The organism is Streptomyces sp. NPDC020958 (genome assembly GCF_055562175.1).
This window is the reverse complement of sequence record NZ_JBVHFU010000004.1, coordinates 73,543-98,585: the sequence shown is the minus strand read 5'-3', so window position 1 is coordinate 98,585 and position 25,043 is coordinate 73,543. Positions and strand designations below refer to the sequence as shown.

Below are 25,043 nucleotides of genomic sequence, written 5' to 3'. Positions count from 1 at the left end.
ACCATCCGGACCCACACCGATCTCACCGCACACGCACCGAAAGGACATCCGTCATGAGCATGGACATGAACGAGCTGGAGAACGAGTCCGCCGAGCTGCTCCCCGGCCGTGAGGCCCTGGGCCGCCTGAAGTTCAGCTTCGGCAAGACGGTCAACGTCACCAAGCACGTCGCGAACATCAGCGCCCACAACGAGTCCGCCGCGCTGAACGACCACTCGGCCTGGTCGTCCGCCGAGTCGGCCGCCGCCCAGACGATCAGCGTCACCCAGTAGTCCCCGCGAGCGCCACCGCCGTCGCCCCGGCGGTGGCGCTCCTGGGTATCGGGGGGGAACTTCATGGGGGATCCGGGGGGAGACCACATATGACGGTGCTCGGAGACGGGACCGCCGCGCTGTACGACACGGGCCCGGTGCCCGGACCCGGCGGCTGGCCGGTGACCTACGAGCAGGTGGCGACGGGCAACCTGCCGGTGGTGGAGGCACCGTCGCCGGTCCCGCGGCTGAGCGCGGGACTGCGGCTGCACGGCGAGTACCAGGGGTCGGGATTCACCGAGCCCAAGTACATCGCCCGTCGGGGGGACGGGCAGGTCGTGCAGCTGTCCAGGCTGCTGTACCTGGTGGCGTCGTCGGTCGACGGCGTCCGCGATGCCGAGGCCATCGCGCACCGGGTCAGCGCCCGCTTCGGCCGCGAGGTCAGCGGGGAGAACATCCGCTTCCTCGTCGAGAAGAAGCTCCAGCCGCTGGGTGTGACGGTCCCGGAGGGCCAGGAGGACGACGAGGTCGACGCCCCGCGCTCCGACCTGCTGCTCGCCCTCAAGGGCCACCGGGTCATCTTCGACGAGCGGCGCACGATGAAGATCGCGCGGTCGCTGGCGTGGCTGCACCGGCCGGCCGTGGTCGCGCTGGTGCTGGGCTCGGCCGTCGCCATGGACGTCTGGCTGTTCGGGTTCTTCGGGGCGATCGAGCCCGTCCTGCAGGTGCTCGACCAGCCGGTGCTGATCCTCGTCGTCTTCGTGCTCACCGTGGCCTCCCTCGTCTTCCACGAGTTCGGTCACGCCTCCGCGTGCAGATACGGCGGAGCCCGCCCCGGTTGCATCGGGTGCGGGCTCTTCCTCATCTGGCCCTCCATGTACACGGACGTCACCGACGTCTACCGGATCGGACGGGCCGGCCGGCTCCGCACCGACCTGGGCGGCGTGTACTTCAACGTCGTCTTCATGCTGGCCATGGCCGGCGCCTACTTCGCCACCGGGGCCCAGTTCTTCCTGGCCGCGGTGTACCTAGGGCACTTCGAGATCATGGAACAGCTGATGCCGGCCGTACGGCTGGACGGCTACTACATCCTCGGCGACCTGGCCGGTGTCCCGGACCTGTACGGCAAGATCAGACCGATCCTGCTGGCCCTGGTCCCGGGAGCGAAGGGGGACAAGGCCCGCGAGGAGGTCGCCGGGCTGAAGAAGTCGGCGCGCGCCATCGTCGCCACCTGGGTGCTGACGATGGTCCCGCTGATCATCGGCGAACTCGGCTACGCGCTGTGGAACCTGCCCAGGATCCTCACCACGATGACCCGCTCGCTGACCGAGCAACTGCTCGGCACCGGCTCGGCGTTCGTGGACGGGAAGATCGTCGAGGGGCTGGTCGGGACGATCGGCTGCGTGATGCTGCTCTGCCCGATGGCCGGTGTCGTCTACCTGTCCGTGAAGATCGGCGGGCGGATCTTCCGGGCCGCGAAGCGGTCGACGGACGGCCGCCCCGGACTCCGGCTCGTGGTCTGCGCGCTCGCCCTGGCCACACTCACCGGGCTCAGCTACGCCTGGGTGTCCGGGGTGACGCCGAAGCCGCTGCCCAAGCAGCCGCCGATCGCGCCGATCCTGCAGCCCGGGGTGCCGACCACGGCGCCGCCCACCCCGCGGGCCTCGGCCCCCGACCAGCCGTCCGGCGGTTCGGGCCGGCCCTCGGACACGGTGTCCGGGACCCCGGCGGCCTCGGCCGGGCCGAGCGGCGCGCCCTCGGACGAGCAGACGTCGCGCGGCGCCTTGGCCTCGGCGTCGCCGTCCGCCTCGGTGCCGGTCCGTCCCGGCGCCGGGACCAGCACGTCGCCGACACCCTCCAGCGGGGGTACGGCCACCGGGCCGACGCCCGTCCCGTCGGAGAGCGTCGCGGTGACGCCGACGCCCACCCCGTCGGAGAGCGTCCCGGTGTCGCCGCCGCCCAGCGTCTCCCCGCCACCGGCCAGCGACCCGCCGAGCCCGGCCCCGGCGACGTCCTGACGACGGCGGCACCGGTGCCGCCGTACGGCATCCGCCGGCACCGGGCCGTCGTCCCACTCATCGCTTACCGCAGCAGTACAGGAGCACAGGAGCACTCCATGAGCAGTCACCGAAAACCACCCGCGACCACCAGTCCGCTCACCCGGCGGGCCCTCCGGATCGGCCTGTTCGCCGCCGGGCTCGCGGGTGCGGCCACCGCCGTGCCCGCCCAGGCCGCCACCGCGGCGACGCACGCCGCGTTCGCCTCCGACCACGTGTTCAGCCACGCCGACCGAGGCCACCACACCCAGGCCCGGGACTCGTTCACGGTCCGTCAGTTCGGCACCGTGAACGCCGCGGCCGCCCGCAACCAGGCCAACGCCGTCTCGGCCGGCTGCTCCGCGGACGACCACTGCCGTTCGGTCGCGCTGTCCTTCCAGATCGTCACGATCGCCGGGGAGCACACGCACCTCAACGCCGTGAACCTCAGCGACGCCGCCAACAAGGAGTGCACGGGCTGCCAGACCCTCGCGGGCGCCTACCAGTTCGTGGTCTCCACGCCGACCGCACTGCGCTTCGACCAGGCCACCCAGGACAAGCTCGCCGACATCCACCGCCGGCTCGACGCGCTGACCCGGTCCACCCTGCCCGCCGCCGACCTGCGCACCCAGGTCGACGGGCTCGCCGGTGAGGTCACCGCCGTGCTGCACGACGCGGTCGCGAACGCCCCCAAGGGCGACCCGAAGACCGACGTCACGCTCCACCGCCACCTGGACGGCTGGCCCCAGGGCCGCTGACCCCCGCGCCCCGCCGCCGCACGGCAACCACACATCGCGCACCGCACACCGGCCGCCGGGTCCACGACCGCCTCTCGTGGACCCGGCGGCCGGCCGTGTCCATTGACACGGGGTACGGCCGGAAGGAGACTTCGAGGATCTCAGTGAAGGAAATTTCACCACGCGAACAGACGGGGTGAACGGACGGAAGGGAACGACCGATGCGCACCACCGTCGGCATCATCGGAGCCGGACCCGCCGGGCTCCTCCTCGCCCGGCTGCTGCACAACGCGGGCATCGACTCGGTCGTCCTGGAGAGCCGCGACCGCGCCTACGTCGAGCACCGCCAGCGCGCCGGGATCCTGGAGCAGGGCACGGTGGACGTGCTGCGCGCGGCCGGCGCCGGGGAGCGCATGGACCGCGAGGGGCTGCGCCACGACGGCATCGAGCTGCGGTTCGCCGGGCAGCGTCACCGCGTGGACTTCCCCGGCCTGACCGGCGGGCGGTCCGTGACCGTCTACGCCCAGACCGAGGTCTGCAAGGACCTCATCGCCCTCCAGCTGGCGGAGGGCGGCCCGCTGCTCTTCGAGGCGGAGGCGCTGGCGGTGGAGGACGCCGAGGGCGAGCGGCCCCGGGTGCGGTTCCGGCACGAGGGCCGGGAGGACGTCCTGGAGTGCGCGTACGTCGTCGGCTGCGACGGCTTCTGGGGAGTGGCCCGCACCGCGTTCCCCGAGTCCCTCTCCAGGGTCTTCGAGCGGACGTACCCCTACGCCTGGCTGGGCATCCTCGCCGACGTCGCGCCCTCCCACGACGAGTTGGTCTACGCCCGCCACGAGCGCGGCTTCGCCCTGCTCTCCATGCGCTCCCCGGCCGTCTCCCGCCTCTACCTCCAGGTGCCGGCGGACACCGACGCGCAGAGCTGGAGCGACGAGGCGATCTGGGACGAGCTGGAGCGGCGCTTCGAGACCGACGACGACTGGCGTCTCGAGCGCGGCCCGATCACCCAGAAGTCGGTCACCCCCATGCGGTCCCACGTCCACGAGCCCATGCGGCACGGACGGCTCTTCCTCGCCGGGGACGCCGCCCACATCGTGCCGCCGACCGGCGCCAAGGGGCTGAACCTGGCGGTCGGCGACGTCGTGACCTTCGCACGGGCCCTCGTGCACGAGAAGGAGACGGGTTCACCGGAGCTGCTCGACGCCTACTCGGCGACCTGCCTGCGCCGGGTCTGGCAGGCCGAGCGGTTCTCCTACGACATGACGACGCTGCTCCACCCCGGCCCCGACGACTCGCCGTTCGACGCCCGCCTCCAGCTGGCCCGGCTCGGCCGGATCGCCTCCTCCCGGGCGGCCGAGACCGACCTCGCTGAGGCGTACACCGGGTTTCCCCTGGAATGAAGCCCTCCGTGGCCGGGAATGAGGGGTCCGCACGGCGTGTTGCGCAGCACGGCGGGGGAAAGATCCTCCCCAGGTAGCATGGCAGACTTTTGCCAATCCATTACTCTTGACGCCAAGGCCACGCACGGTGGCTATGGAGGAGTGAAATGAGGAGCAGCAACCCGGTCTTCTCGCGACGGGGCTTCAGCCGCGACAACGGCTACGCGGGCTTCAACGCCGCGCCGCAGGCCGGGTACGCACAGGGCAACCCGTACGCGCAGAACCCGTACGCGAACAACCCCTACGCCCAAGCGGACGTCCAGCAGGGCGCCCCGCCGCAGGCCCCGGCCACCACCGGCCGCATGACCATGGACGACGTGGTCCTGCGCTCGGCCATGACGCTGGGCACGGTCGCCGTCGGCGCGGTCCTCGCCTGGGCCCTGCTGCCGGTCTCCAGCACCAGCTTCGGCCTGGCCTTCGGTTCCGCGATCGTCGCGATGGTCCTGGCCCTGATCCAGAGCTTCAAGCGCACCCCGGTGCCCGCGCTGATCCTCGGCTACGCCGCGTTCGAGGGTGTCTTCCTCGGCGTCATCAGCGAGATGTACAACAGCCAGTGGAGCGGCGCCCCGTTCCAGGCGGTGCTCGGCACCATGGCGGTCTCGGCCGCCACCCTGCTGGTCTACCGGGCCGGCTGGATCCGGGTCACCGCCCGCTACGCCCGGATCGGCATGGCCATCGCCATCGCCTTCGTGCTGGTCATGGCGGTCAACCTGCTGCTGGTGGCGTTCGGCGTCGCCGGGGACGGCGGGCTGCGCAGCTTCGGCCCGCTCGGCGCGATCGTCGGCATCATCGCGATCCTGCTCGGCGCTTTCTTCCTGACCCTCGACTTCAAGCAGATCGAGGACGGCATCGCGTACGGCGCCCCGAAGAACGAGGCCTGGCTGGCCGCGTTCGGCCTCACCATGACGCTGGTGTGGATCTACGTCGAGATGCTGCGCCTGGTGGCGATCTTCAGCAGTAACGACTAGCCAGTGAGCCGAGAAGGGCCCCGGGGCACCGCCCCGGGGCCCTTCGCCGTCTGTTGTGGGCGCCTACAGGAGTTTGCGCGCCGCCCTCCTCAGGTCGTACTCGTGGATCAGCGCCTTCGCGTGGCCGTAGGCGAGGTTGTGTTCGTGGCGGAGCCAGCTGACCTTTTCCTCGAAGCGGAAGAGGGACGGGCCTTCGTCGACGGTGCGCAGCCAGTCGGACACTTCACGACCGGTGCAGTGGGGGATGCGGGCGAGCATGTTGCGATGGGTCTCCTCGGAGAAGACTTGGGACATCGGCGCCTCCGGTGCGCAAAGGGGGTTGTAGCCGGTCCTTCACGTCACCGTGCCTGAGTGTTGGCGCGTTGGCAACAGTCGCGACGCGTCCTGGCCGAAGAGCCGACGGGACGCGTTACGCTCGCGGCGTGGTTGATACGACGCCTCTGACCCGTGCCGTGGAGCATTTCGCCGACAAGTTGAGGGCGGCGCCCCAGAGTCGCTTGCAGAGAGGGGCGGCCGCGGAGGCGCTGGCGCTGGCCCGGCAGTTGGCCGACTGGGCGCAGTCCTTGGAGGAGCCGGGCGGCACGGTCCGGGAGATGCCGGACGCGGGGATGTTCGCGGTGGCCGACCAAATCACGGTGGCCGGGAACGACTTGGCGGTGGTGCTGGAGAGCGACGCCGAGGTCGGGGACGCGGTGCGGATGGTGGAGGCCGCGCAGAAGAGGGCGGGGGTGTGAGCCGAGCGTTCCAGGGTGCGGGTGCGTGGGGGCTGCTCGCACAGTTCCCCGTGCCCCTTCAGGGGCGCTCACGTCGACGCCCCTGAAGGGGCACGGGGAACTGTGCGACCGGCCACGATGGCGCCGCACTCGACGACGCACCCCGGACCCTCAGAGCGACGCTATGACGCGGTCCGCCAGGATGTACACGTTCTCTTCGCCGCACGCGAACGTCAGCGTGTACGCGCCCGAGATCCCCGACCCGCCCAGCAGGTACGGCGTCTCCCCGGCGCCCAGGGCGGCAGCCAACCGCTCCGCCGTCTCCCGGTGCCCCGGCGTCATGCACAGGGTCGTGCCGTCGGCGAAGACATAGACGTCCAGCGTCCCCAGCGGACCCGGCCGCACGTCGGAGAGCTCGATCTGGGACTCGGCGAGCTGCTCCAGCGTCGCGACCGTGCGCTCGTGGTCGTTCACCATCGGCGACTGCACCGGTACGAAGTCCGGGTGGGACGGGTGCCGGCGCCGTGCCGCGGCCAGCTCGGGGGAGTCCCCGGTGAACTCGTCGGGCTCCGCCGCCGGCTCGGCGACCGGCTCCAGCCCGACGAAGTCGGCCTGCCGGGGCAGGAACAGCTCGCCGTCCGCCAGGCCCAGCAGCGACGGCGCGTCGGACGTGTCGCGGGCCTCCTGCGCGGCCCAGAAGGCACGTGCCTCGGCCAGCTCCCGCTCCCGCTCCTCGGCCAGCGCCTCCGCCACCGCGGCCCGTATCGCCTCGGCGTCGGTGTGGCTACGGGCGGCGGGCAGCAGGGCGCGCATGGCGGCGGCCTGGTTCTGGGCAAGCTGGGTGTGCAGCTCGGCGAGCTGGCGGCGCAGCTTCAGTACGGTGCGCAGGACAGCGACGCCCACGGCGCCCGTGGCGGCCGTGGTGAGCAGCAAGGCGATCGGCATGGCGCTCACTGACGTACTCCTGGTTCAAAGTCGACCCCCGACTTCCTACATCAGCTTGAAGGGCGGACTACCAAGCTGTCAGTGCGTAACGTCACGAAACGGACAGGGAATTGGTCCGGGGGTCTCTCGGTGCTCCGCTCTGACCTGCTGTGATACCTCCGCGAGGGAGATAGGTCACATCCTGAGGGAGATTGGATCACAAATCGGCCCGGCGTTCGGGGGTTTCTCGAACACCGGGCCGTAACGTCACGGTCGGTTCCGTGACGGTCACTCAGAGGTCAGCTCAGGCGCTCGATGACCATCGCCATGCCCTGGCCGCCGCCGACGCACATGGTCTCCAGGCCGAACTGCTTGTCGTGGAACTGGAGGGAGTTGATCAGCGTGCCGGTGATGCGGGCGCCGGTCATGCCGAAGGGGTGGCCGACGGCGATGGCGCCGCCGTTCACGTTCAGCTTCTCCAGCGGGATGTCCAGGTCGCGGTAGGAGGGGATCACCTGGGCGGCGAACGCCTCGTTGATCTCGACCAGGTCGATGTCGTCGATGGTGAGGCCCGCGCGGCGCAGGGCCTGCTTGCTCGCCTCCACCGGGCCGAGGCCCATGATCTCGGGGGAGAGGCCGGTGACACCGGTCGACACGATGCGGGCGAGCGGGGTGAGGCCCAGCTCACGGGCCTTGGTGTCGCTCATGATGACGACCGCGGCGGCGCCGTCGTTGAGCGGGCAGCAGTTGCCCGCGGTGACCAGTCCGTCGGGGCGGAAGACCGGCTTGAGGCCCGCGACGCCCCCCAGGGTGACGCCGGCGCGCGGGCCGTCGTCCTTGCTGACCACCGTGCCGTCGGGGAGGGTGACCGGAGTGATCTCGCGCTCCCAGAAGCCGTTCTTGATGGCTTCCTCGGCGAGGTTCTGGGAGCGGACGCCGAACTCGTCCATGTCCTGGCGGGTGACGCCCTTGATCCGGGCCAGGTTCTCGGCGGTCTGGCCCATCGCGATGTACGGGTCGGGGAGCAGGCCGTCCTCACGCGGGTCGTGCCAGGTGGAGCCGGTCGAGGCGGCGGTGGCGGCGGTGCGCTCCTGGGCCTCGGCGAAGAGCGGGTTCATGGTGTCCGGGAGGCCGTCCGAGCTGCCCTTGGCGTAATGGGAGACCATCTCGACGCCGGCCGAGATGAAGACGTCGCCCTCGCCGGCCTTGATCGCGTGCAGGGCCATGCGGCTGGTCTGCAGCGACGAGGAACAGTAGCGGGTGATCGTGGTGCCGGGCAGGTGGTCCATGCCCATCTGCACGGCGACGATCCGGCCGAGGTTGTAGCCCTGCTCGCCGCCGGGGAGGCCGCAGCCGAGCATCAGGTCGTCGATGTCCCTCGGGTCCAGCTCGGGGACCTTGGCCAGGGCGGCCTGGATGATCGTCGCGGTGAGGTCGTCGGGGCGCAGGTCCTTCAGGGAGCCCTTGACGGCACGGCCGATCGGGGAACGGGCGGTCGAGACGATGACGGCTTCGGGCATCACGGCTCCAATGAGGGGGTCGGCAGGGCCGCTTCGGAAGTTACCTGTACGTATCTCATCGGTCACCGGTGTCGGAGTGTGACACTGACCGCACTTTCTAAGCGCTTGCTTTCCATCTGGGGGTGCGTCGTCGTGCGCGGGCGGACTGATCACGACTCGGCTCCCCGCCCGCACCGGCACCGCCCCCTACTCGGCTGTACCCGCCCTCGACCTCGCCTCCCCGGAAGCCTGGTCGGACGGAAGCGGCTCCACCTGCTGGCGCCGGCGGCGTTTCAGCAGGGCCCAGGGGCCACGCGGGCCCGTCGGCATGGCCGCCGTGACCTCGGTGCCGGCCTCGGCTGCCGCCTCCGCCGCGGCGCGGGCCACCGGGAGGAAGCCCTCGCGGCGGGTGACGTCGGGGCGCTCCTCCTCCGCCGGCCACAGGCCGAGGGCCGCGCAGACGGTGGGCAGTACGGCCATCGCCGCCGTGGCGTAGCCCTCCGCGGAGGGGTGGTAGTTGTCGGGACCGAACAGCTCGCGCGGGTTCGCCGCGAACTCGGGGCCCAGCAGGTCACCGAGCGACACCGTGCGGCCGCCCTGCTCCACCGTGCCGATCGTCTGGGCCGCCGCCAGCTGCCGGGAGGCCCGCCGGGCCAGCCAGCGCAACGGCTGCCGTACCGGCTCGATCGTGCCCAGGTCGGGACAGGTGCCGACCACCACCTCGGCGCCGGCCGTGCGCAGCCGGCGGACCGCCGCCGACAGGTGCCGGACCGAGCGGGTGGGCGGCATGCGGCGCGTGACGTCGTTCGCGCCGATCATGATCACGCAGACGTCGGGGACCGGCGAGCCGGCGGCCAGGACCAGTGCCACCTGGCGGTCGAGGTCGTCGGACTGGGCGCCGGGCAGCGCCACGTTGGTGAGGTCGACCGGGCGTTCCGCGACGGCCGCCAGGCCCGACGCCAGCAGGGCGCCCGGCGTCTGGGCGGCCCGGTGCACCCCCTGGCCCGCAGCCGTGGAGTCGCCCAGCATGGTCAGCCGCAGCGGCGGCTCACCGGCCGCGTCGTATCCGACGCCGTACCGGCCGTCGGCGGTCGGCACCCGTCCGCCGCTGTGGCCGTTGTGCACCGCCGCCTGGGCCATCCGCACCTCGGCCAGCACCAGCCCCACCGCGGCCGCGCCGACCAGCCCGATCCCGCCTCCGCCGTACGCCGCACCGGCCGCGATCCGCCGGGCCACCCGCGCCCTCGACATGTTCGTCATGCGTCGCCGCCACCTCCTCGTTGCCGTCCATCCACTCCTTGCCCCGTACCGCCCGTCCGCCAATCTCAACAGGGAGTGAACCTCCGGCATGCCCCGTAGGCTGGCCGCACCACCAGGACCACCTGTATGCAAGCGACCGGAGACAACGGTGCAATACCACGACTCGATGATCAGCCTCGTCGGCAACACCCCGCTCGTGAGGCTCAACAGCGTCACCCAGGGCATCTCGGCCACCGTGCTCGCCAAGGTCGAGTACTTCAACCCGGGCGGGTCCGTGAAGGACCGCATCGCGCTGCGGATGATCGAGGCCGCCGAGAAGAGCGGGGAGCTGCGGCCGGGCGGCACCATCGTTGAGCCGACCAGCGGTAACACCGGCGTGGGGCTTGCGATCGTGGCCCAGCAGAAGGGCTACAAGTGCATCTTCGTGTGCCCCGACAAGGTGAGCACCGACAAGATCAACGTGCTCCGCGCGTACGGCGCCGAGGTCGTGGTCTGCCCGACCGCCGTCGACCCCGAGCACCCGGACTCGTACTACAACGTCTCCGACCGGCTGGTCCGCGAGACGCCGGGCGCCTGGAAGCCGGACCAGTACTCCAACCCCAACAACCCCCTCTCGCACTATCACTCGACCGGCCCCGAGCTGTGGGAGCAGACCGAAGGGAAGATCACCCATTTCGTCGCGGGCGTCGGCACCGGCGGCACCATCTCCGGCACCGGGCGCTACCTGAAGGACGCCAGCGAAGGACGCGTCCGGGTGGTCGGCGCGGACCCGGAGGGCTCCGTGTACTCCGGCGGCTCCGGACGGCCGTACCTCGTCGAGGGCGTCGGTGAGGACTTCTGGCCCACCGCCTACGACCGGACCGTCGCCGACGAGATCGTCGCGGTGTCCGACAAGGACTCCTTCCAGATGACCCGGCGCCTCGCGAAGGAGGAGGGCCTGCTGGTCGGCGGCTCCTGCGGGATGGCGGTCGTGGCCGCGCTGCGGGTGGCCGAGCGGCTCGGCCCGGACGACGTGGTCGTCGTCCTGCTCCCGGACAGCGGCCGCGGTTACCTCAGCAAGATCTTCAACGACGAGTGGATGGCCGACTACGGCTTCCTGGAGGACGAGGGCCCCAGCGCCCGCGTCGGCGACGTGCTCAGCGACAAGGCGGCCGGCGCCATCCCCTCCCTCGTCCACATGCACCCCGAGGAGACCGTCGGCCAGGCCATCGAGGTGCTCCGCGAGTACGGCGTCTCGCAGATGCCCGTCGTCAAGCCGGGCGCCGGGCACCCGGACGTGATGGCCGCCGAGGTCGTCGGTTCGGTCGTCGAACGGGAGCTGCTGGACGCGCTGTTCAGCAAGCGTGCCTCCCTGGAGGACCCGCTGGAGAAGCACATGTGCGCCCCGCTGCCGCAGGTCGGCTCCGGTGAGCCGGTCGGGGACCTGATGACGGTGCTGGGCTCGGCGGACGCGGCGATCGTCCTGGTCGAGGGCAAGCCCACCGGCGTGGTCAGCCGGCAGGACCTGCTGGCGTTCCTCGCCAAGGGCGGGAAGCAGTAGCGAATCCACGGTGAACGGCCCGTGAACCGGCGGGACTTCCCGTTTCCCCGGCGAGGTGGTGGACTTCGCGGAAGTGGTACGAGCGTGTCACGTACACGCAGCACACGCTTAACACGGGTCCGGCACATTAGTGGGTGTCGGCAGGGCGGGAGCGGCTCCCCGCCCCAGCCGGCGCCGAACGTCCAAGGACCTCCGGAGCGGCTCCCGGACCTCCATGGACGCCGGACGTGAGACCCGGCCCTGACCCGGTCAGCGTCCCTCGCGGGGACCGCCGTCGTCCCGCCCCCCGTCAAGGGGGTGCGGCGGTCCCCGCGCACAAACCTCCCGGCGGCCTCAGCCCGCCGTCGTCGCCCGCCAACTGCCGAGCAGCGCCAGCCGCTCCGCCGTCTCCGAGCCCGGCTCGGGTGTGTACGCGACGAGCGTCTGGTCCGGGTCCTCGGGCACCGTCAGGGTCTCGTAGGGCAGCGTGAGCAGGCCCGCCACCGGGTGCCGGACGCGTTTCACGCCGTACGCGCACGCCTTGACCTCGTGGTCCGCCCACAGCCTGCGGAAGTCCGCGCTCTTGACGGAGAGTTCGCCGACCAGGGCGGTCAGGGCGGGGTCGTCGGGGTGCAGGCCCGCGCTGATGCGCAGGTTGGCGACGGTCTGCGCGGCGATCGCCGCCCACTCGGGGTAGAGGTCGGCCGCGGCCGGGTCCAGGAAGACCATCCGGGGCATGCTGCGGGCGGCCGGGTCCAGCGCGCCGAAACCGAGCAGCGCGTCGGCGAGCGCGTTCCAGGCCAGCACCTCCATCCGGCGGCCCAGCACGAACGCCGGGGACCGCTCCATGGCGTCCAGCAGCAACTGCACCCCGGGCCGCACCCGCGGCGCCGAGGGGCGCCGGGCACCCCTGCCCGGCTGCGGGCGAGCCACCGTACGCAGATACGCGTGCTCGGTCTCGTCCAGCCGCAGCACCCGCGCGACCGCGTCCAGCACGGCGTCGGAGACGCTGATCCCCCGCCCCTGCTCCAGCCGGATGTAGTAGTCGACGCTCACCCCCGCCAGCTGCGCCACCTCCTCGCGGCGCAGCCCCGGTACGCGGCGCCGCCCGTACGAGGGCAGCCCCACCTCCTCGGGCCGGATGCGGGCGCGGCGCGAGCGCAGGAAGTCTCCGAGGTCCCCGTCCATGGGGTCGATCGTAGGGGAGCGGCCGCCGCCCAACCTGGTACTGGTGGACCCAGGAAAAGCGTCGCCCTGGGTAGGGCCGCCGGACCGGTCGAGGGTGGAGACACGCCACCGGGACCGACCCGGCGGCACCGACCAGGGAGCACCTCATGTCGTACGACAGCCTGTCCGGCCGTACCGCCGTCGTCACCGGAGCCGCCAGCGGGATCGGGGAGGCCGTGGCCCTGCGGCTCGCCGAGGAGGGCGCCCGGGTGGCGCTGCTCGCCCGCCGCGCCGACCGGCTGGAGGCGGTGGTGGCGAAGATCCGGGCGGCCGGCGGCGAGGCCCTCGCCGTGACCGCCGACGTCACCGACGACGCCTCCGTGCAGGGGGCGGCGGACGCCGTGCACGAGACCTTCGGCACCGTGGACCTCGTCGTCAACAACGCCGGTGTGATGCTGCCGCACCCGGTCGACGACGGCCGCCTCGACGAGTGGCAGCGCATGATCGACACCAATGTGACCGGCGTGCTGCGGGTGCTGCGGGCCTTCACCGGGGACCTGGTGGCGGCCGCCGCGCGGGGCCGTACCGCCGACCTCGTCAACATCTCGTCCATCGGCGCGCACCTCGTCTTCCCCACCTACGCCGTGTACAGCGCCACCAAGGCCGCCGTCACCCAGCTCTCGCAGGCGCTGCGCGCCGAGTTCGGGCCGCGTGACGTGCGGGTCACCAACGTCGAGCCGGGCCTCACGGAGACCGAACTGGCCGACCACATCGGGTCGGCCGAGGGGCGTGCGCAGGTCGACGGCATGCTGGCGCAGATGGTCTCGTTGGCCGCCGCGGACCTCGCCGACCTGGTGGGCTACGTGACCAGCCGGCCCCGGCACGTCAACCTGAGCCAGGTCGTCGTCCTGCCGACCCGTCAGGCCTGACCGGGCGCGGTACGACCGGGGGAGGCCGGCTCAGTCCTCGCGGCCGGGGCCGCGGAACAGGCCGGGGTTGAGGCGGACCGCCTGGGCCATGTTGACGCCGACGATGCCGACCCAGGCGGCGATCAGGCCGGTCATGCCCGCGAACGCGCCGCCGATCGCGGACAGCGGGATCGCCATCACCAGCGAGACGATCCCGAAGCCGAACCGCTCGCCCCAGGAGTCGGTGCCCCGGGGCCGCCGGGCCCCGCGGGCCGCCTGCATCTGCTGCTCGGCCAGGCCCCTGCGCAGCCGGCGCTCCACCGCGCCGTCGATCCGGCTGTCGATCTTCTCCAGGAAGGAGTCGACCAGCTCCGACTCGTACTCCGGCCCCAGGTCCCCGCGGGCGTGCAGGGTGGCGGCGAGGTCCTTCTTCAGATCGGTGTCACGCGCGTCCGTCATGGGGCCCACGGTAGGCAGCCGGGACGCCGGGCGCACTGGGGAAAGCCCCCGCATCGCACCGGGGGCCGCCCCTCAGGGCAGCAGCGACACGAGGCCGCAGGCCGGGTCGAACCGCGCCGCGACCACCGACGCCCCCGCGAACGCGGAGTCCGCCCGGATCGCGTCCCGCACCCACACCGCGTGGGCCCGCACGGTGTGGGCGGCCCAGTCCCCGGGCAGCGCCCTGGTGCGGCGGGCGGCCGGGGCGATCTCCTCGACGAGGAGCTGCAGGTGACCGGGGACGGGCGCACCGGTGCGGAGCCGGCCGAGGGTGGCGGCGACCGCCCCGCAGCCCTCGTGGCCGAGGACCACGACCAGCGGGACGCGCAGTTCGGCCACCGCGTACTGGATGGAGCCGAGCACCGCCTCGTCCAGCACCTGCCCGGCCGTCCTTATGCACAGCAGGTCGCCGAGGTCCTGGTCGAAGACCAGCTCGGGCAGGATCCCGGAGTCGATGCAGTCCAGGACGACGGCGAAGGGCCGCTGGGCGGAGATACGCCCGCGGCGCGCGCGTCCGGTGGCGTAGCGCCGGTTGCCCTCCAGCAGTTCGTCGAGGGCGGCGCTGGTCGAGCAGCGGGCGGCGGCCGGTGCGCCGACGGCGGTGGCCGCCGGTAGGGCCCGGGGGTTCGAGGCCATGACGCTTCCTCAGGTGGGGTGCCTGTCGAGCTTCATCACTGTACGCGGCGGAAACGTTACTCTCTGTTCCTATTTAACGATCCTTGGCCGTATCATCGACCGCGCGATACCCGGCACGGAGGGGCGCCAGAGTGCCATGACCGGTGGGTCAGGGGGCGAGGGTTTCGCGGTGGCCGTGTTCCGCTGTCGACTTGATCGCGTCCAGCAGGCGGTGGGTGCGTACCGCAGTGGTGAAGTCCGGGCCGGACGCGTCTCCCGTACGGATCGCGGCGGCGAGGTCGCTGTACACCTGGGCCACGTTGCTCACCGGCGAGGGCGGCCCGGGCAGCAGCGGCCGGTAGGCGTCCGGCACCGGTACCTCCACCGCGGGCGTGCCGTTCGCCGTGGCGTGGGTCAGCGTGAACCGCGGGCCGACCAGCGAGTCGTCCGAGGAGATCAGGACCAGCCGGCCGGCCCGGCCGTGCACCTCGATACGGAAGCCGTCACCGCGCGGACCGCCCGTCATGAAGTGCGCCGACGCCGCCGCGCCCGAGCGCAGCAGGCCGCCGGCCACGATCTGGTCCGGCGAGGTGACCTCGATGCGCTCGCCCGTCTCCTCCATCGTCACCCGGTCGATCCGGGTGGTGAGCGTCGCGGAGACCTCGGCGAACTCACCGACGACGTACTGGAACATGTCCAGCGAGTGGCCCCCGACCACCGCCACGTGGTTGACGCCCTGCGTCCGGTCGAACAGGGCCGCGTACCGCGTCGACCACACCTCCGGGGTGCTCAGCGAGTACAGCAGCGACGCCGACAGCACCTCGCCGATCAGCCCCTGCGCCAGCAGGTCCCGCAGCAGCCGTACCGCCGGGTGGTTCCTGCTCTGCAGCCCCACCGCGTGCCGCACCCCGGCGGCCCGTGCCTTCGCCTCGAAGTGCTCGGCGGTCGCCGCGTCCCGGGCCAGCGGCCATTCGCAGTAGACGTGCTTGCCCGCCTCGATCGCGGCCTCCACCAGGCCGTCGCGGCGCGGCAGTTGCACGGCGACGGTGACCAGCTCGACGTCCGGGTCGGCCAGCAGGGCGTGGGCGTCGTCGTAGGCCCGCCCGGCGCCCCACACCGCGGCCGCCGCCCGCGCGGAACCGCCGCTGGTGCCGGCTACGGCGACGATCTCGAAGTCGTCCAGCGCCGACAGCGCCGGCAGATGGATGCCCCGCGCCCAGCCCCGTTCGGCGTGCGCGCCGACGACTCCCACTCGGATCCTGTCCGCCACGGTGCAACCTCTTTCGTAGTGAGTGGATTCCGCTCTGTGGATCAGACCGGTCCGCGCGACCGTCGCGCGCGGACACGCGTCGGAGCGTGACTCGTCGTCACATCGGGGACGTGGCTCGGTCTTCACGGGGCGCGCCGCGGAGAAATCCCGCAATGGCACGCCGATTGACGGACACGGCTTCCCAAGGGCCGAGCGGATGTCATCGCACGATGGACCACACCCCCGTCGACCGCGGTGGCTGAGACCGCTTCCGCGACGCACCCCTGCAGTAAAAAACCACCTGACCTGTTTGTCAAGGTCGACGGCGGCCCGCGAGGTGAGCGTCAAGAGAGGAATATATGCAGTTCAGATGCCCTGCTGGCGTAGATTTTGCGAGCCCTTGCTTGAGGGGATCTCGACGGTTTCTGGCGCGGAACGTTCCGTTCCGCCCTCGAGAGGGCCCCTCCGGATCCGATGATCCGTCAGTTGCCGACCGGTGTGCGCGGAGAAACCGGGACCCCTGAGGGGTTGCTGACTCCGGCCAGTGAATCCGGTCGAACGTGCCGATCGGGAAGCGGAATTGAAACGAATACTCGGCGAATGCGCGGCAGGAAAGGGTGCCGTCGTATTGCACGTCCGACGCTGCCGCGCGGGGGACTGGCTGAAGGGAGAGCTCCGGAACGGCGAACGACGCGGAGTCTGTCTGACCTCCACAAACGTCGAGATGGACGCACTGGGGGGCGGGAGAAGCGTCGCGAAAAACAGTACCAGTTAGTTGGTTTTTTGTATGGAGGGCAGGCAAACTTGTGACCAGGAGTGGGCCGCGATCTACCCGAGGGGAGGACGACGCGGCGACAGCTCCGAACGCGTAGTGAAGGGGTTGGACCATGGCCAGGCAGGAACGCGCGGAGGTCACCCGTGCCGCCATCCTGGAAGGCGCCGCGCGCGCCTTCGACGCGGAGGGGTACCACGGCACGACCCTCGGCGACATCGTCAAGGAGTCCGGGGTGACGAAGGGGGCTCTCTACTTCCACTTCACGTCGAAGGAGGAGCTGGCCCAGGTCCTCATCGACGAGCAGTTCTCCGTCCTGGACTCGGTCGCGGACGTCGGCGGTCTCGGTGTGCAGTCCGTCATCGACATACTGCACCGCATGGCACGGCAGCTGGTGGAGAACGTCCAGGTGCGCGCGGGCATCCGGCTGGTGACCGACCAGAGTTCCAAGACCGGGATCGTCAGTGAGCCGTACACGAAGTGGATCGAGATCTTCCGCCAGTGTCTGGCCGAGGCCCAGCAGCGCGGTGACGTCAAGGCCGACATCGACTGCGAGCGGCTGGCCGCACTGATCGTCGGCTCCTGGACCGGGCTCCAGCTCAGCTCCCAGGTGCTGTGCGGGCGCAAGGACCTCCCCGAGCGGACGACCCTGATGTGGCAGTTGCTGCTGCCCAGCATCGTGCCGCCGCGCAGGCTGGGCCGCTTCCACCCCGAGGGCAGCGCCCGTGTCGCCGGACAACCCCCGGCGACCGTCGAGTAGAACGCCCGCCCCCTCGTGACCCGCCCGCTTCCTGGATGCCGAGGCAGGTGCCGAGGCGCGGCCCACCTCGTCGACGGGTCCGCGGCGGCGCCGTACGACCCGGTGCCGACAGCGCCCCGGACGCACCCCTGAGGACCACGGCGCGCACGACGGCGGACGAGAAGGCGGGGGCTGTCTGAGCCGCCCCGAACCCCGCCGTCCGGCCCGGCCCTGTCGTCAGGCCAGGCCGTGCTGCCTGGCGTAGGCGTTCGCCACGTCCTCCGGGTCCTTCTTGTCGTTGTCGACCTGGCTGTTGAGCTGGGTGAGCTGGTCGGTGGTGAGGATGCTGCCGAGCCGGGCGAGGGCCTTGCGGACGGTGTCGTCGGCCTTGCGGTCGGCGATCAGCGGCACGATGTGCTGGCTGGGGATCAGGTTCTTGGGGTCGGTCAGCACCACCCAGCCGTTGGCCGCGATGTCGGTGTCGGTGGTGAACAGGTTCGCCACGTCCACGTCGCCCTTCTTCAGCGCGCCCTTGACCAGCGGGCCGTCCGAGTCGAGCGACTTGAACTCCTTGAACTCGACGCCGTACACCTCTCGCAGCCCGACCGCGCCCACCCGGCGCTTCTTCACCTCGGGTGCGGCCCCGACGACCAGCTTCCCGTTCTGCCGGGCGAGGTCGGCGAGGGAGGTCAGGCCGTACTTCCGCGCGGTCGCCCGGGTGACCACGAAGCAGTCGGAGTCGGCGGCCTGACCGTAGGGCAGCACCTGGAGCCCGGCCGGCAGCGCCAGCGTGAGCGCGTTCTGCATGGTGCCGGGCTCGGACGAGTCGTCCTTCGGGGCCAGGTAGTTGAGCAGGGCGCCCTGGTACTCGGGCAGCAGGTCGATGTCCCCGGCCCTGAGCGCGGGGATCACGATCTCCCGGGTGCCGAGGTTCGGGCGGACCTTCACCTTCACGCCCGCCTTCTGGAGCGCGGCCGCGTAGAGGTAGCCGAGCACCTGGTTCTCGGTGAAGTTGGCGGTGCCGATGGTGATCCCGCCCTTGCTGGAGCCGCCGCCGGCGGCCGAGCCGCTGCTCTCGTTCAGCGAGGTGATGCCGCTGGAGCAGGCGGCGAGGGCGGGGACGGAGCCGGCGGCGAGCAGGCCACCGAGGAGGGTGCGACGGTTCATCTTCGGGTTCCCTAGGCGGTGCGGGTGGGGGTCCCCCCGCTCGAGCGAAGTCGAGAGTGGGGGAGGAAGAGGAAGCGCTGGAGGGTGCTGAGGAGCAGGTCGAGGACGACGGCGACGAGCGCGACCAGGACCGCGCGTCGAGCACCTGGACGAGGTCGCGCTGGGCGAGTCCGTCGAAGACGTAGCGGCCGAGACCGCCGAAGGAGACGTACGCGGCGATGGTGGCGGTGGCGACGACCTGGATCAGCGCGAGCCGCAGGCCGGTCATGATGAGGGGGAGGGCCAGCGGCAACTCGACCTGGAGGAGGACCTGGTGGCCGCGCATGCCCTGGCCGCGGGCGGCGTCGCGGACGTCCGGGTCGACGGCCGTCATCCCGGCGTAGGTGTTGGTGACGATCGCCGGGACCGCGAGGGCCACCAGCGCCACGTACACCGGCAGCATGGACAGGCCGCCCGCCAGGAAGACCAGGACGACCAGGCCGACGGTCGGCAGCGCGCGCCCGAAGGACGCCAGGTTGATGGCGACGAACGCGCCCTTGCCGGTGTGCCCGATCAGCAGTCCGACGGGGAGGCCGATCGCGGCGGCGATCAGGGTGGCGAGCAGCGAGTACTGGAGGTGCTCGGCGAGGCGGTGGGCGATGCCGTCCTGGCCGGCCCACTGGGCGCCGCTGATCAGCCAGGTGCCGAGGTTCTTGAAGAGTTCGAACATCTCAGGCTCGCCTCCTGCGCCACGGGGTGAGGACGTACTGCAGGGCCACCAGCAGCGCGTCCGCGACCACGGAGAGCAGGATCGTGAGCGCCACGCCCGCGATCACCGGGGTCGGGAAGTCGCGCTGGAAGCCGTCGGTGAAGAGCTGGCCGAGGCCGCCGTCGCCGATGTAGGTGGCGACGGACACGAGGGAGATCGACATGACGGTGGCGATCCGGACACCCGCGAAGATCACGGGCAGGGCGAGCGGGAACTCGACGGTGAGCAGGGTGCGCAGCGGGCGGGTGCCCATCGCCTTCGCCGCCTCCTTGGTCTTCGCCGGGACCGAGTCCAGGCCCTCGACCGTGTTCCGCAGCAGCACGACCAGGGTGTAGACGGTCAGCCCGATGACGGTGGTGGTCCGCGTCAGGCCGCTGACCGGCAGCAGCAGGACGAAGATCGCGATCGAGGGGATCGTGAAGAGGACGTTGGACAGGCCCAGCAGGAAGCCGCGCAGCGGGCGGACCCGGTGGGCGAGCACCGCGAGCGGGAGCGAGATCACCAGGCCGAAGAAGACGGCGGTCATGGCGGCCTGGAGGTGGGAGAGGGTGAGGCTGGTCAGATCGTCGGTGTGGTCGCCTATCCACGACCAGTCGACGGTCATGCGGCCACCGTCCGCGCCTCGGTGTGGGCCCGGCCCGCGTGGACGTGGATGTCGTCGCGCGAGGAGACGCCGGTGAGGGCACCGGACGCGTCGACCCGGGCGACGAGCCCGGCCGGGGAGGCGATCGACTCGTCGAGGGCCGAGAGAAGCGAGTCCCCGTCGCGCAGCGGCCGTACCGGGAGTTCGGCGTCCGTGGCGGTCGAGGCCCAGCGCAGGGGCCTGCGCGCGGCGTCGAGTACGAGCGTCCAGGCGCCGCCCTCGGGAGCCGGGCCCTGCGGGACACCGGCCAGGGTCTTCAGCGAGAGCAGCTTCAGTCCGCGCTCGGCGCCGAGGAAGTCGGCCACGAAGTCGTCGGCGGGGCGGGCCAGGAGTTCGGCGGGCGGGGCGCACTGGACGAGGTGGCCGCCGGTGCGGAAGACGGCGATCCGGTCGCCGAGCCGGACCGCCTCGTCGATGTCGTGCGTGACGAAGACGATGGTCTTGTTCAACTCCTTCTGGAGTCGCAGCAGTTCGTCCTGGAGCTGGCTGCGCACCACCGGGTCGACGGCGCCTGGGGGCACCTCCCACGCCCGTTCAGGGCAGTGGGGGAGGCTCGTCCATCAGCAGCACGGGCGGGTCGGCGGCGAGCGCGCGGGCCACCCCGACGCTCCCCCACTGCCTCAAGGGCGTGGGGGGACCCCCAGCTGCTGGCCGCCGGAGAGCTGGTGCGGGTAGCGCTTGCCCGCGTCGGCGGCGAGGCCGACGGTCTCCAGGAGTTCGGCGGCGCGGGCGCGGGCCTTCTTCCGGTTCCAGCCGAGCAGCAGCGGGACGGTGGCGATGTTGTCGAGCACCGTGCGGTGCGGGAAGAGCCCGGCCTGCTGGATGACGTACCCGATGGAGCGGCGCAGTTCGGCGGCGTCCTGGCGGGTGACGTCCTCGCCGTTCACCCTGATCGTGCCGGAGGTCGGCTCGACCATTCGGTTGATCATCCGCAGGGTGGTGGTCTTGCCGCAGCCGGAGGAGCCGACCAGGACGGTGACCCCGCCCTCGGGCATCTCCAAGGAGAGATCATGGACTGCTGTCGTGCCGTTGGGGAAGCGCTTGTGGACCGCGTCGAACTGGATCATGAGATGTCCCTTGCCCGACTGTATAACGTCATGCAGAGTTCTTGGTGTGTGAATAGCTTGTCAATGATCTGGCGTTAATCCGACGTAACAGATGACCGAAGAGCAAGGTCCGATGTCCGGGTTGAGGGGAGTTTGGGCGTGATGTCGTCTCGCATCGTGGACGAGGTCGGAATAGCTCATTCCGGTTTGGTGGTCCTCGACGGCATCGGCATGGGGGTCGACGACGTCGTACGCCTCGCCGACGGCACCGCCCGGCCGGTCCCCGGCACGGACGCGATGCGCCGCGCGGAGGAGTCCTGGGACGCCGCCCGCCGGATCGCCGCGACCGGCCGCGTCTACGGCCGTTCCACCGGCGTCGGCGCCAACCGCAGCGAGGACGTGCCCACCGAGGCCGCCGCCGGACACGGCCTGCGGCTGCTGCGCAGCCACGCCGGCGCCATCGGCGACGAACTGCCCGCCCGGCAGGTGCGCGCGATGCTCGCCGTGCGCGCCAACCAGCTGCTGGCGGGCGGCGCCGGCCTCAGGCCGAGCGTCGTCACCGCCCTGTGCGAGGCGCTGGAGTCCGGCGCGTACCCGGTCGTCAACGAGTTCGGTTCGGTCGGCACCGGGGACATCGCGGCGCTGGCGCAGATGGGCCTCGCCCTGGCCGGGGAGCACCCCTGGCGGGGCGAGGCGCCGCCCGGGCCGCAGCCCCTCGACAACAACGACGCCCTCGCCCTGATCAGCAGCAACGCCCTCACCCTCGGTCAGTCCGCGCTCGCCCTGCACGAACTGCGCGGCCTGATCGAGGCCACCCAGGTGGTGGCGGCCCTGTCCCTGCTCGCCGTCGACGGCTCCCACGAGGCGTACGCGGCCCCCGTGCACGCGGCCCGCCCGCACCGGGGCAGCACCGAGGTCGCCCGCCGGATGCGGGAGCTGATCGGCGCCGCCGACCGGCCCGTCCCGCCACTCGGCCGGATCCAGGACCCGTACGGCTTCCGCTGCCTGCCCCAGATCCACGGCCCCGCCCACGACGCCGCCGACGCCCTCGAACAGGTGCTGGGGATCGAGATCAACGCCGCCGCCGAGAACCCCCTCATCTCCGTCGAGGACCTCGCCGCCTACCACCACGGCGGCTTCTACCAGGCCCAACTCGCCCTCGCCCTGGACCACTTCCGGCTCGCCGTCACCCAGGTCGCGCGCCTGTCCACGTCCCGCCTGTCCACCCTCAACGAGCCCGCCTACACCCGCCTGCGCCCCTTCCTCGCCGACCACGAGGCCGCGTCCTCCGGCGTGATGATCCTGGAGTACGCCGCGGCCGCCGCCCTCGGCGACCTGCGCGCCTTCTCCGCGCCCGCCTCCCTCGGGCACGCTGTACTCTCCCGAGGCGTCGAGGAGCAGGCCAGTTTCGCCTCGCTCGCCGCCCGTCAAACGCTGCGCGCCTGCCGTGCGTACCGTCTGGTGGTCGGCTGCGAACTCGTCGCCGCCGTGCGGGCGCTGCGCCAGCGCGACCTCAGGCCCGAACCCGGGCTCGGGGCGGGCCTGGCGCTGGAGCTCGCAGAGGCGGCGCTGGAGGCGGACCCGGCCGACCGGCCGCTCACCGACGACGTCACGGTGGCGGCCGACCTGCTCGACCGGTTCACGGACATCTGGAGGGGGAGCACGTCATGAGCGTGACCGACAGCCCTGCGACACGGTTGCAGGCGCTCTTCGAGGGGCACCGGCTCACGCCGACCCAGCGGCGCATCGCGCACAGCATGGTGCGGCGCGCCGCCGACGTGCCCTTCCTGTCCAGCGTGGAGCTGGCCGAACTGGCCGGCGTCAGCCAGCCCTCCGTGACCCGGTTCGCGGTCGCCCTCGGCTTCGACGGCTACCCGGCGCTGCGCAAGCACCTGCGCGAGGTGGTGCCCGCCGAGCAGACGCCGGGCAACGGCGCGTACAACGAGTACCAGCAGGCCGTCGAGGCCGAGATCGAGAACCTCCGGCACCTCGCCGAGGTGCTCGCCGACCCCCGCCCCGTGCAGCAGGCGGGGCGGCTGCTGGCCGCCTCCCGGCCGCTGCCGGTGCTCGGCCTGCGCGCCGCCGCCTCCCAGGCGTACGGCTTCGCCTACTTCGCCGCCAAGGTCCACCCGGACGTCCGGCTGCTCAACGAGGGCGGCACGATGATCCACGACCGCATCGACGCGGCCGTCCTCGCCGGCGCCTCCGCCCTGCTCTGCTTCGCGCTGCCCCGCCACCCCCGCGAGGTCGTGGACACCCTCGGCTACGCCAAGGAGGCCGGGCTGACCGTCGTCACCGTCGCCGACTCCGCCTTCGCGCCCGTGGCCAAGGTCTCCGACCTGCTGCTGCCGGCCGCCGTCGGCACCGGGCTCGCCTTCGACACGGCGTGCGCGCCGATGCTGCTCGGCCGGGTGCTCCTGGAGGCGATGTGCGACGACCTGCCGGACGCACAGGTCCGCCTGGAGGAGTTCGACGCGCGGGCGGCGGCCCGGGGCCTGTTCGTCGAGTAGGCCTTCAAGAGTCGAGTAGGCCTTCAAGAGTCGATCAGGCCTTCAAGAGTCGAGCAGGACTTTAAGACTCGTCTCACGTTCGGTCGTTACCGTCCCGCCCTACGGACGGACCGACACCGGCGAGGAGGCTGCGGACATGGCGCGTGGGGGACGGGAAGGGCGCGGCGGACAGGGACTGGCCCGGGTGGCCGTGGTCGTACGGGCCGGGGCCGCGCCCCTGTGGTGGGCCGGGGTGTTCGCGGCGGGCGTCGGCGTACTGCCCGCGGGGATCACCGGGCGCCGGATCGGCGTGCTGGCCGGGGCCGCGCTGTTCGTCGTCGGCGCCGCGGTCGTGGCCCTCGTCCGGCGCGGGCGGTACACCGAGCTGCTGCGCGGCGCCGCCCGGGCCGGCAGGCACGACGTGCTCCAGGACCGGGCCGTGACCGTGCGCAACTGGCGCCGCGGCCACCGCTGGTGGCTGCTGCTCGCCTTCGCCGTCGCCCTCGGCAGCTCCTTCGCGGTGCCCGCGGCGGGCGGCCTGCTGCTCGCCGGGACCGGTACCGGACTGCGCCTGAAGGCGGTTTGGCTGGGCCGTCGGGAGAAGGCCGCGGACCAGCTGGTGTGGGTGCGTGTCGACTGGCTCGACGGGCGCGGCGGCCGTCCGGCGGGCAAGGCCGTCAAGGCGTACCGCGGTACCGGCATCGCGGCGGGCGACGCGTCCCCGGGCGGGGCCCGCCGCCGCACCGCGGCGCTGGTCTGAGGCCGGTCAGACCTCCAGGTCCTCCTCGATCTTCTTCAGCTGGTGCCGGGCCATCGCCAGGTTGGCGCGGGAGGCGTCCAGCACCAGGTAGAGGAAGAGGCCGTTGCCGCCGCGGCCCTTGAGCAGGCGGATCAGGTGGTACGCGTTGGACAGCGTGATCAGGATGTCCTCGATCTCGCCCTTGAGGCCGAGGTGCTCCATGGTGCGCATCTTGGCGCGGATCACGTCGGTGTTGCCCGCGGCGGCCACGTTCAGGTCGAAGGTCTTGCTGCCGCCCATCGTGCCCAGCGCCATCCCGCTGGTGTAGTCGACGAGCGCGACGCCGGTGGCTCCCTCGATGGAGGTGAGGCACTCTTTCAGCGCGGTTTCGGTGTTGGCCATGACGTTCTGGTTCCTTTCAACTGTCGGTTGCGGTGCGCGCGTCGGTGGTGGTGCTGGTGCGTGGCGTGCGCGTGGTTCTGGTCCGTGTGGTGGTGGCGCGGGCCGGTCGCAGGGCCTTGGCGGCGGCCTCGGCGGCGTCGACCAGCTCTCCGATCCGGGCGGCGGCCCGGCGGCCCTCCAGGTGCAGCCGGCCGACGTTCACCCGGTCCTCGGCGAGCAGGGTGAGCACGGCGCTGCGGCCGGCCGCGTAGGTGGCGACATAGCCGTCCTCGCCGCGCACCAGCAGCTCCTTGAGCTCGCCCTTCCCGGTGGCGTCGGCGACCCGCACGGCGACGCCGAGCTCGGCCGCGGTCAGAGCGGACAGGCCCTCCGGGTCGACGCCCGGACAGTCGTGGGCGACGACCAGGCCGTCCACGCCGGCCGCGAGGGCGCCGGTGAGCTGGGGCATCCGGGTGCGCAGCCGGTGCAGTTCGTCGAGGACGGCTGCTCTGTCGGAGCTGCCGGATTCTGCCGCCATC

At 71.9% G+C, this 25,043-nt stretch carries 24 protein-coding genes and 2 pseudogenes; 12 read left to right on the top strand and 14 right to left on the bottom strand.

The genetic code is table 11. The annotated features are described in order from the left end of the window. Window positions 1-53 precede the first annotated feature (53 nt). The 5 genes from ACZ3KP_RS14310 to ACZ3KP_RS14290 all read left to right on the top strand — a co-directional run bounded on the left by ACZ3KP_RS14310 (window position 54) and on the right by ACZ3KP_RS14290 (window position 5,428). Window positions 54-272, top strand: a complete 219-nt coding sequence (locus tag ACZ3KP_RS14310) for a hypothetical protein (protein WP_132894446.1) — start codon at window positions 54-56, stop codon at window positions 270-272. 89 nt (window positions 273-361) lie between these two features. Further along, complete coding sequence (locus ACZ3KP_RS14305; protein ID WP_467499428.1) at window positions 362-2,269, top strand: zinc metalloprotease; 1,908 nt, start codon at window positions 362-364, stop codon at window positions 2,267-2,269. 98 nt (window positions 2,270-2,367) lie between these two features. Next, entirely contained in the window at window positions 2,368-3,045 is a 678-nt protein-coding gene (locus ACZ3KP_RS14300; protein ID WP_358977125.1) for a hypothetical protein, read from the top strand. Window positions 3,046-3,245: 200 nt separating this feature from the next. Beyond that, complete coding sequence (locus ACZ3KP_RS14295) at window positions 3,246-4,421, top strand: 4-hydroxybenzoate 3-monooxygenase (protein ID WP_467499426.1); 1,176 nt, start codon at window positions 3,246-3,248, stop codon at window positions 4,419-4,421. 146 nt (window positions 4,422-4,567) lie between these two features. Continuing rightward, a complete protein-coding gene (locus ACZ3KP_RS14290) occupies window positions 4,568-5,428 on the top strand; it encodes a Bax inhibitor-1/YccA family protein (RefSeq protein WP_132894438.1) in 861 nt (286 codons plus the stop codon). 63 nt (window positions 5,429-5,491) lie between these two features. Here the strand turns inward: ACZ3KP_RS14290 and ACZ3KP_RS14285 are convergent, their stop codons facing one another. After that, complete coding sequence (locus ACZ3KP_RS14285) at window positions 5,492-5,722, bottom strand: DUF4287 domain-containing protein (protein ID WP_355716349.1); 231 nt, start codon at window positions 5,720-5,722, stop codon at window positions 5,492-5,494. A gap of 128 nt (window positions 5,723-5,850) precedes the next feature. Between ACZ3KP_RS14285 and ACZ3KP_RS14280 the strand changes: the two genes are divergently transcribed. Further along, window positions 5,851-6,162: a hypothetical protein gene (locus tag ACZ3KP_RS14280; RefSeq protein WP_467499424.1), complete on the top strand. Its 312-nt coding sequence runs from the start codon at window positions 5,851-5,853 to the stop codon at window positions 6,160-6,162. A 150-nt stretch (window positions 6,163-6,312) separates the two neighbouring features. On the opposite strand, the gene ACZ3KP_RS14275 is transcribed toward ACZ3KP_RS14280, so the two are convergent. From ACZ3KP_RS14275 to ACZ3KP_RS14265, 3 genes are all read right to left on the bottom strand, one after another. Further along, window positions 6,313-7,095: a hypothetical protein gene (locus ACZ3KP_RS14275; RefSeq protein WP_358977134.1), complete on the bottom strand. Its 783-nt coding sequence runs from the start codon at window positions 7,093-7,095 to the stop codon at window positions 6,313-6,315. A gap of 269 nt (window positions 7,096-7,364) precedes the next feature. Next, window positions 7,365-8,585 carry an acetyl-CoA C-acetyltransferase gene (locus ACZ3KP_RS14270; RefSeq protein ID WP_467499422.1) on the bottom strand — a complete coding sequence of 407 codons (1,221 nt, stop codon included), beginning with the start codon at window positions 8,583-8,585 and terminating at the stop codon, window positions 7,365-7,367. 186 nt (window positions 8,586-8,771) lie between these two features. Beyond that, a complete protein-coding gene (locus ACZ3KP_RS14265; protein WP_467499421.1) occupies window positions 8,772-9,824 on the bottom strand; it encodes an SGNH/GDSL hydrolase family protein in 1,053 nt (350 codons plus the stop codon). A 148-nt stretch (window positions 9,825-9,972) separates the two neighbouring features. Between ACZ3KP_RS14265 and ACZ3KP_RS14260 the strand changes: the two genes are divergently transcribed. Next, the gene (locus tag ACZ3KP_RS14260) at window positions 9,973-11,364 is read left to right on the top strand and encodes a cystathionine beta-synthase (protein ID WP_132894429.1); all 1,392 of its coding nucleotides are present in this window, start codon (window positions 9,973-9,975) and stop codon (window positions 11,362-11,364) included. A gap of 333 nt (window positions 11,365-11,697) precedes the next feature. Here ACZ3KP_RS14260 and ACZ3KP_RS14255 read toward each other — a convergent pair whose 3' ends face one another. Continuing rightward, complete coding sequence (locus tag ACZ3KP_RS14255; RefSeq protein WP_467499419.1) at window positions 11,698-12,531, bottom strand: helix-turn-helix transcriptional regulator; 834 nt, start codon at window positions 12,529-12,531, stop codon at window positions 11,698-11,700. 146 nt (window positions 12,532-12,677) lie between these two features. Between ACZ3KP_RS14255 and ACZ3KP_RS14250 the strand changes: the two genes are divergently transcribed. After that, window positions 12,678-13,439: an SDR family oxidoreductase gene (locus ACZ3KP_RS14250; protein ID WP_467499417.1), complete on the top strand. Its 762-nt coding sequence runs from the start codon at window positions 12,678-12,680 to the stop codon at window positions 13,437-13,439. Window positions 13,440-13,469: 30 nt separating this feature from the next. Here ACZ3KP_RS14250 and ACZ3KP_RS14245 read toward each other — a convergent pair whose 3' ends face one another. The 3 genes from ACZ3KP_RS14245 to ACZ3KP_RS14235 form a co-directional block, all read right to left on the bottom strand. Beyond that, the gene (locus tag ACZ3KP_RS14245; RefSeq protein WP_467499415.1) at window positions 13,470-13,877 is read right to left on the bottom strand and encodes a hypothetical protein; all 408 of its coding nucleotides are present in this window, start codon (window positions 13,875-13,877) and stop codon (window positions 13,470-13,472) included. Between the two features lie 72 nt (window positions 13,878-13,949). Then, a complete protein-coding gene (locus ACZ3KP_RS14240) occupies window positions 13,950-14,552 on the bottom strand; it encodes a carbonic anhydrase (protein WP_467499413.1) in 603 nt (200 codons plus the stop codon). Window positions 14,553-14,700: 148 nt separating this feature from the next. Continuing rightward, window positions 14,701-15,801 (bottom strand): Gfo/Idh/MocA family protein, encoded by a 1,101-nt coding sequence (locus ACZ3KP_RS14235; protein WP_467499411.1) that lies wholly within the window; start codon window positions 15,799-15,801, stop codon window positions 14,701-14,703. 866 nt (window positions 15,802-16,667) lie between these two features. On the opposite strand from ACZ3KP_RS14235, the gene ACZ3KP_RS14230 reads away from it, so the two are divergent. Continuing rightward, window positions 16,668-17,312, top strand: coding sequence for a ScbR family autoregulator-binding transcription factor (locus ACZ3KP_RS14230; RefSeq protein WP_467499410.1), 645 nt, complete (start codon window positions 16,668-16,670; stop codon window positions 17,310-17,312). 216 nt (window positions 17,313-17,528) lie between these two features. On the opposite strand, the gene ACZ3KP_RS14225 is transcribed toward ACZ3KP_RS14230, so the two are convergent. The 4 genes and pseudogenes from ACZ3KP_RS14225 to ACZ3KP_RS14210 all read right to left on the bottom strand — a co-directional run bounded on the left by ACZ3KP_RS14225 (window position 17,529) and on the right by ACZ3KP_RS14210 (window position 20,916). Then, entirely contained in the window at window positions 17,529-18,458 is a 930-nt protein-coding gene (locus ACZ3KP_RS14225; RefSeq protein WP_467499408.1) for an ABC transporter substrate-binding protein, read from the bottom strand. An 11-nt stretch (window positions 18,459-18,469) separates the two neighbouring features. Further along, window positions 18,470-19,167: pseudogene (locus tag ACZ3KP_RS14220) on the bottom strand (ABC transporter permease). Between the two features lies 1 nt (window position 19,168). Then, a complete protein-coding gene (locus ACZ3KP_RS14215) occupies window positions 19,169-19,810 on the bottom strand; it encodes an ABC transporter permease (protein WP_467499406.1) in 642 nt (213 codons plus the stop codon). Then, window positions 19,807-20,916 (bottom strand): annotated as a pseudogene (locus ACZ3KP_RS14210) (ABC transporter ATP-binding protein). The gene ACZ3KP_RS14215 and the pseudogene ACZ3KP_RS14210 overlap by 4 nt, the downstream one beginning before the upstream one ends. A 141-nt stretch (window positions 20,917-21,057) precedes the next feature. Here ACZ3KP_RS14210 and ACZ3KP_RS14205 point away from each other — a divergent pair. From ACZ3KP_RS14205 to ACZ3KP_RS14195, 3 genes are all read left to right on the top strand, one after another. Beyond that, a complete protein-coding gene (locus ACZ3KP_RS14205; protein ID WP_467499404.1) occupies window positions 21,058-22,566 on the top strand; it encodes an aromatic amino acid ammonia-lyase in 1,509 nt (502 codons plus the stop codon). Next, window positions 22,563-23,405, top strand: a complete 843-nt coding sequence (locus ACZ3KP_RS14200; RefSeq protein WP_132893841.1) for a MurR/RpiR family transcriptional regulator — start codon at window positions 22,563-22,565, stop codon at window positions 23,403-23,405. The genes ACZ3KP_RS14205 and ACZ3KP_RS14200 overlap by 4 nt, the downstream gene beginning before the upstream one ends. 136 nt (window positions 23,406-23,541) lie before the next feature. After that, window positions 23,542-24,144, top strand: coding sequence for a hypothetical protein (locus ACZ3KP_RS14195; RefSeq protein ID WP_467499402.1), 603 nt, complete (start codon window positions 23,542-23,544; stop codon window positions 24,142-24,144). A gap of 6 nt (window positions 24,145-24,150) precedes the next feature. Here the strand turns inward: ACZ3KP_RS14195 and ACZ3KP_RS14190 are convergent, their stop codons facing one another. Both ACZ3KP_RS14190 and ACZ3KP_RS14185 read right to left on the bottom strand, forming a co-directional pair. Next, window positions 24,151-24,525: a roadblock/LC7 domain-containing protein gene (locus ACZ3KP_RS14190; RefSeq protein WP_366891990.1), complete on the bottom strand. Its 375-nt coding sequence runs from the start codon at window positions 24,523-24,525 to the stop codon at window positions 24,151-24,153. A 16-nt stretch (window positions 24,526-24,541) separates the two neighbouring features. Continuing rightward, on the bottom strand, window positions 24,542-25,042 hold the full coding sequence (locus ACZ3KP_RS14185) for a roadblock/LC7 domain-containing protein (protein WP_467499400.1): 501 nt from the start codon (window positions 25,040-25,042) through the stop codon (window positions 24,542-24,544). Between the last annotated feature and the right edge of the window lies 1 nt (window position 25,043).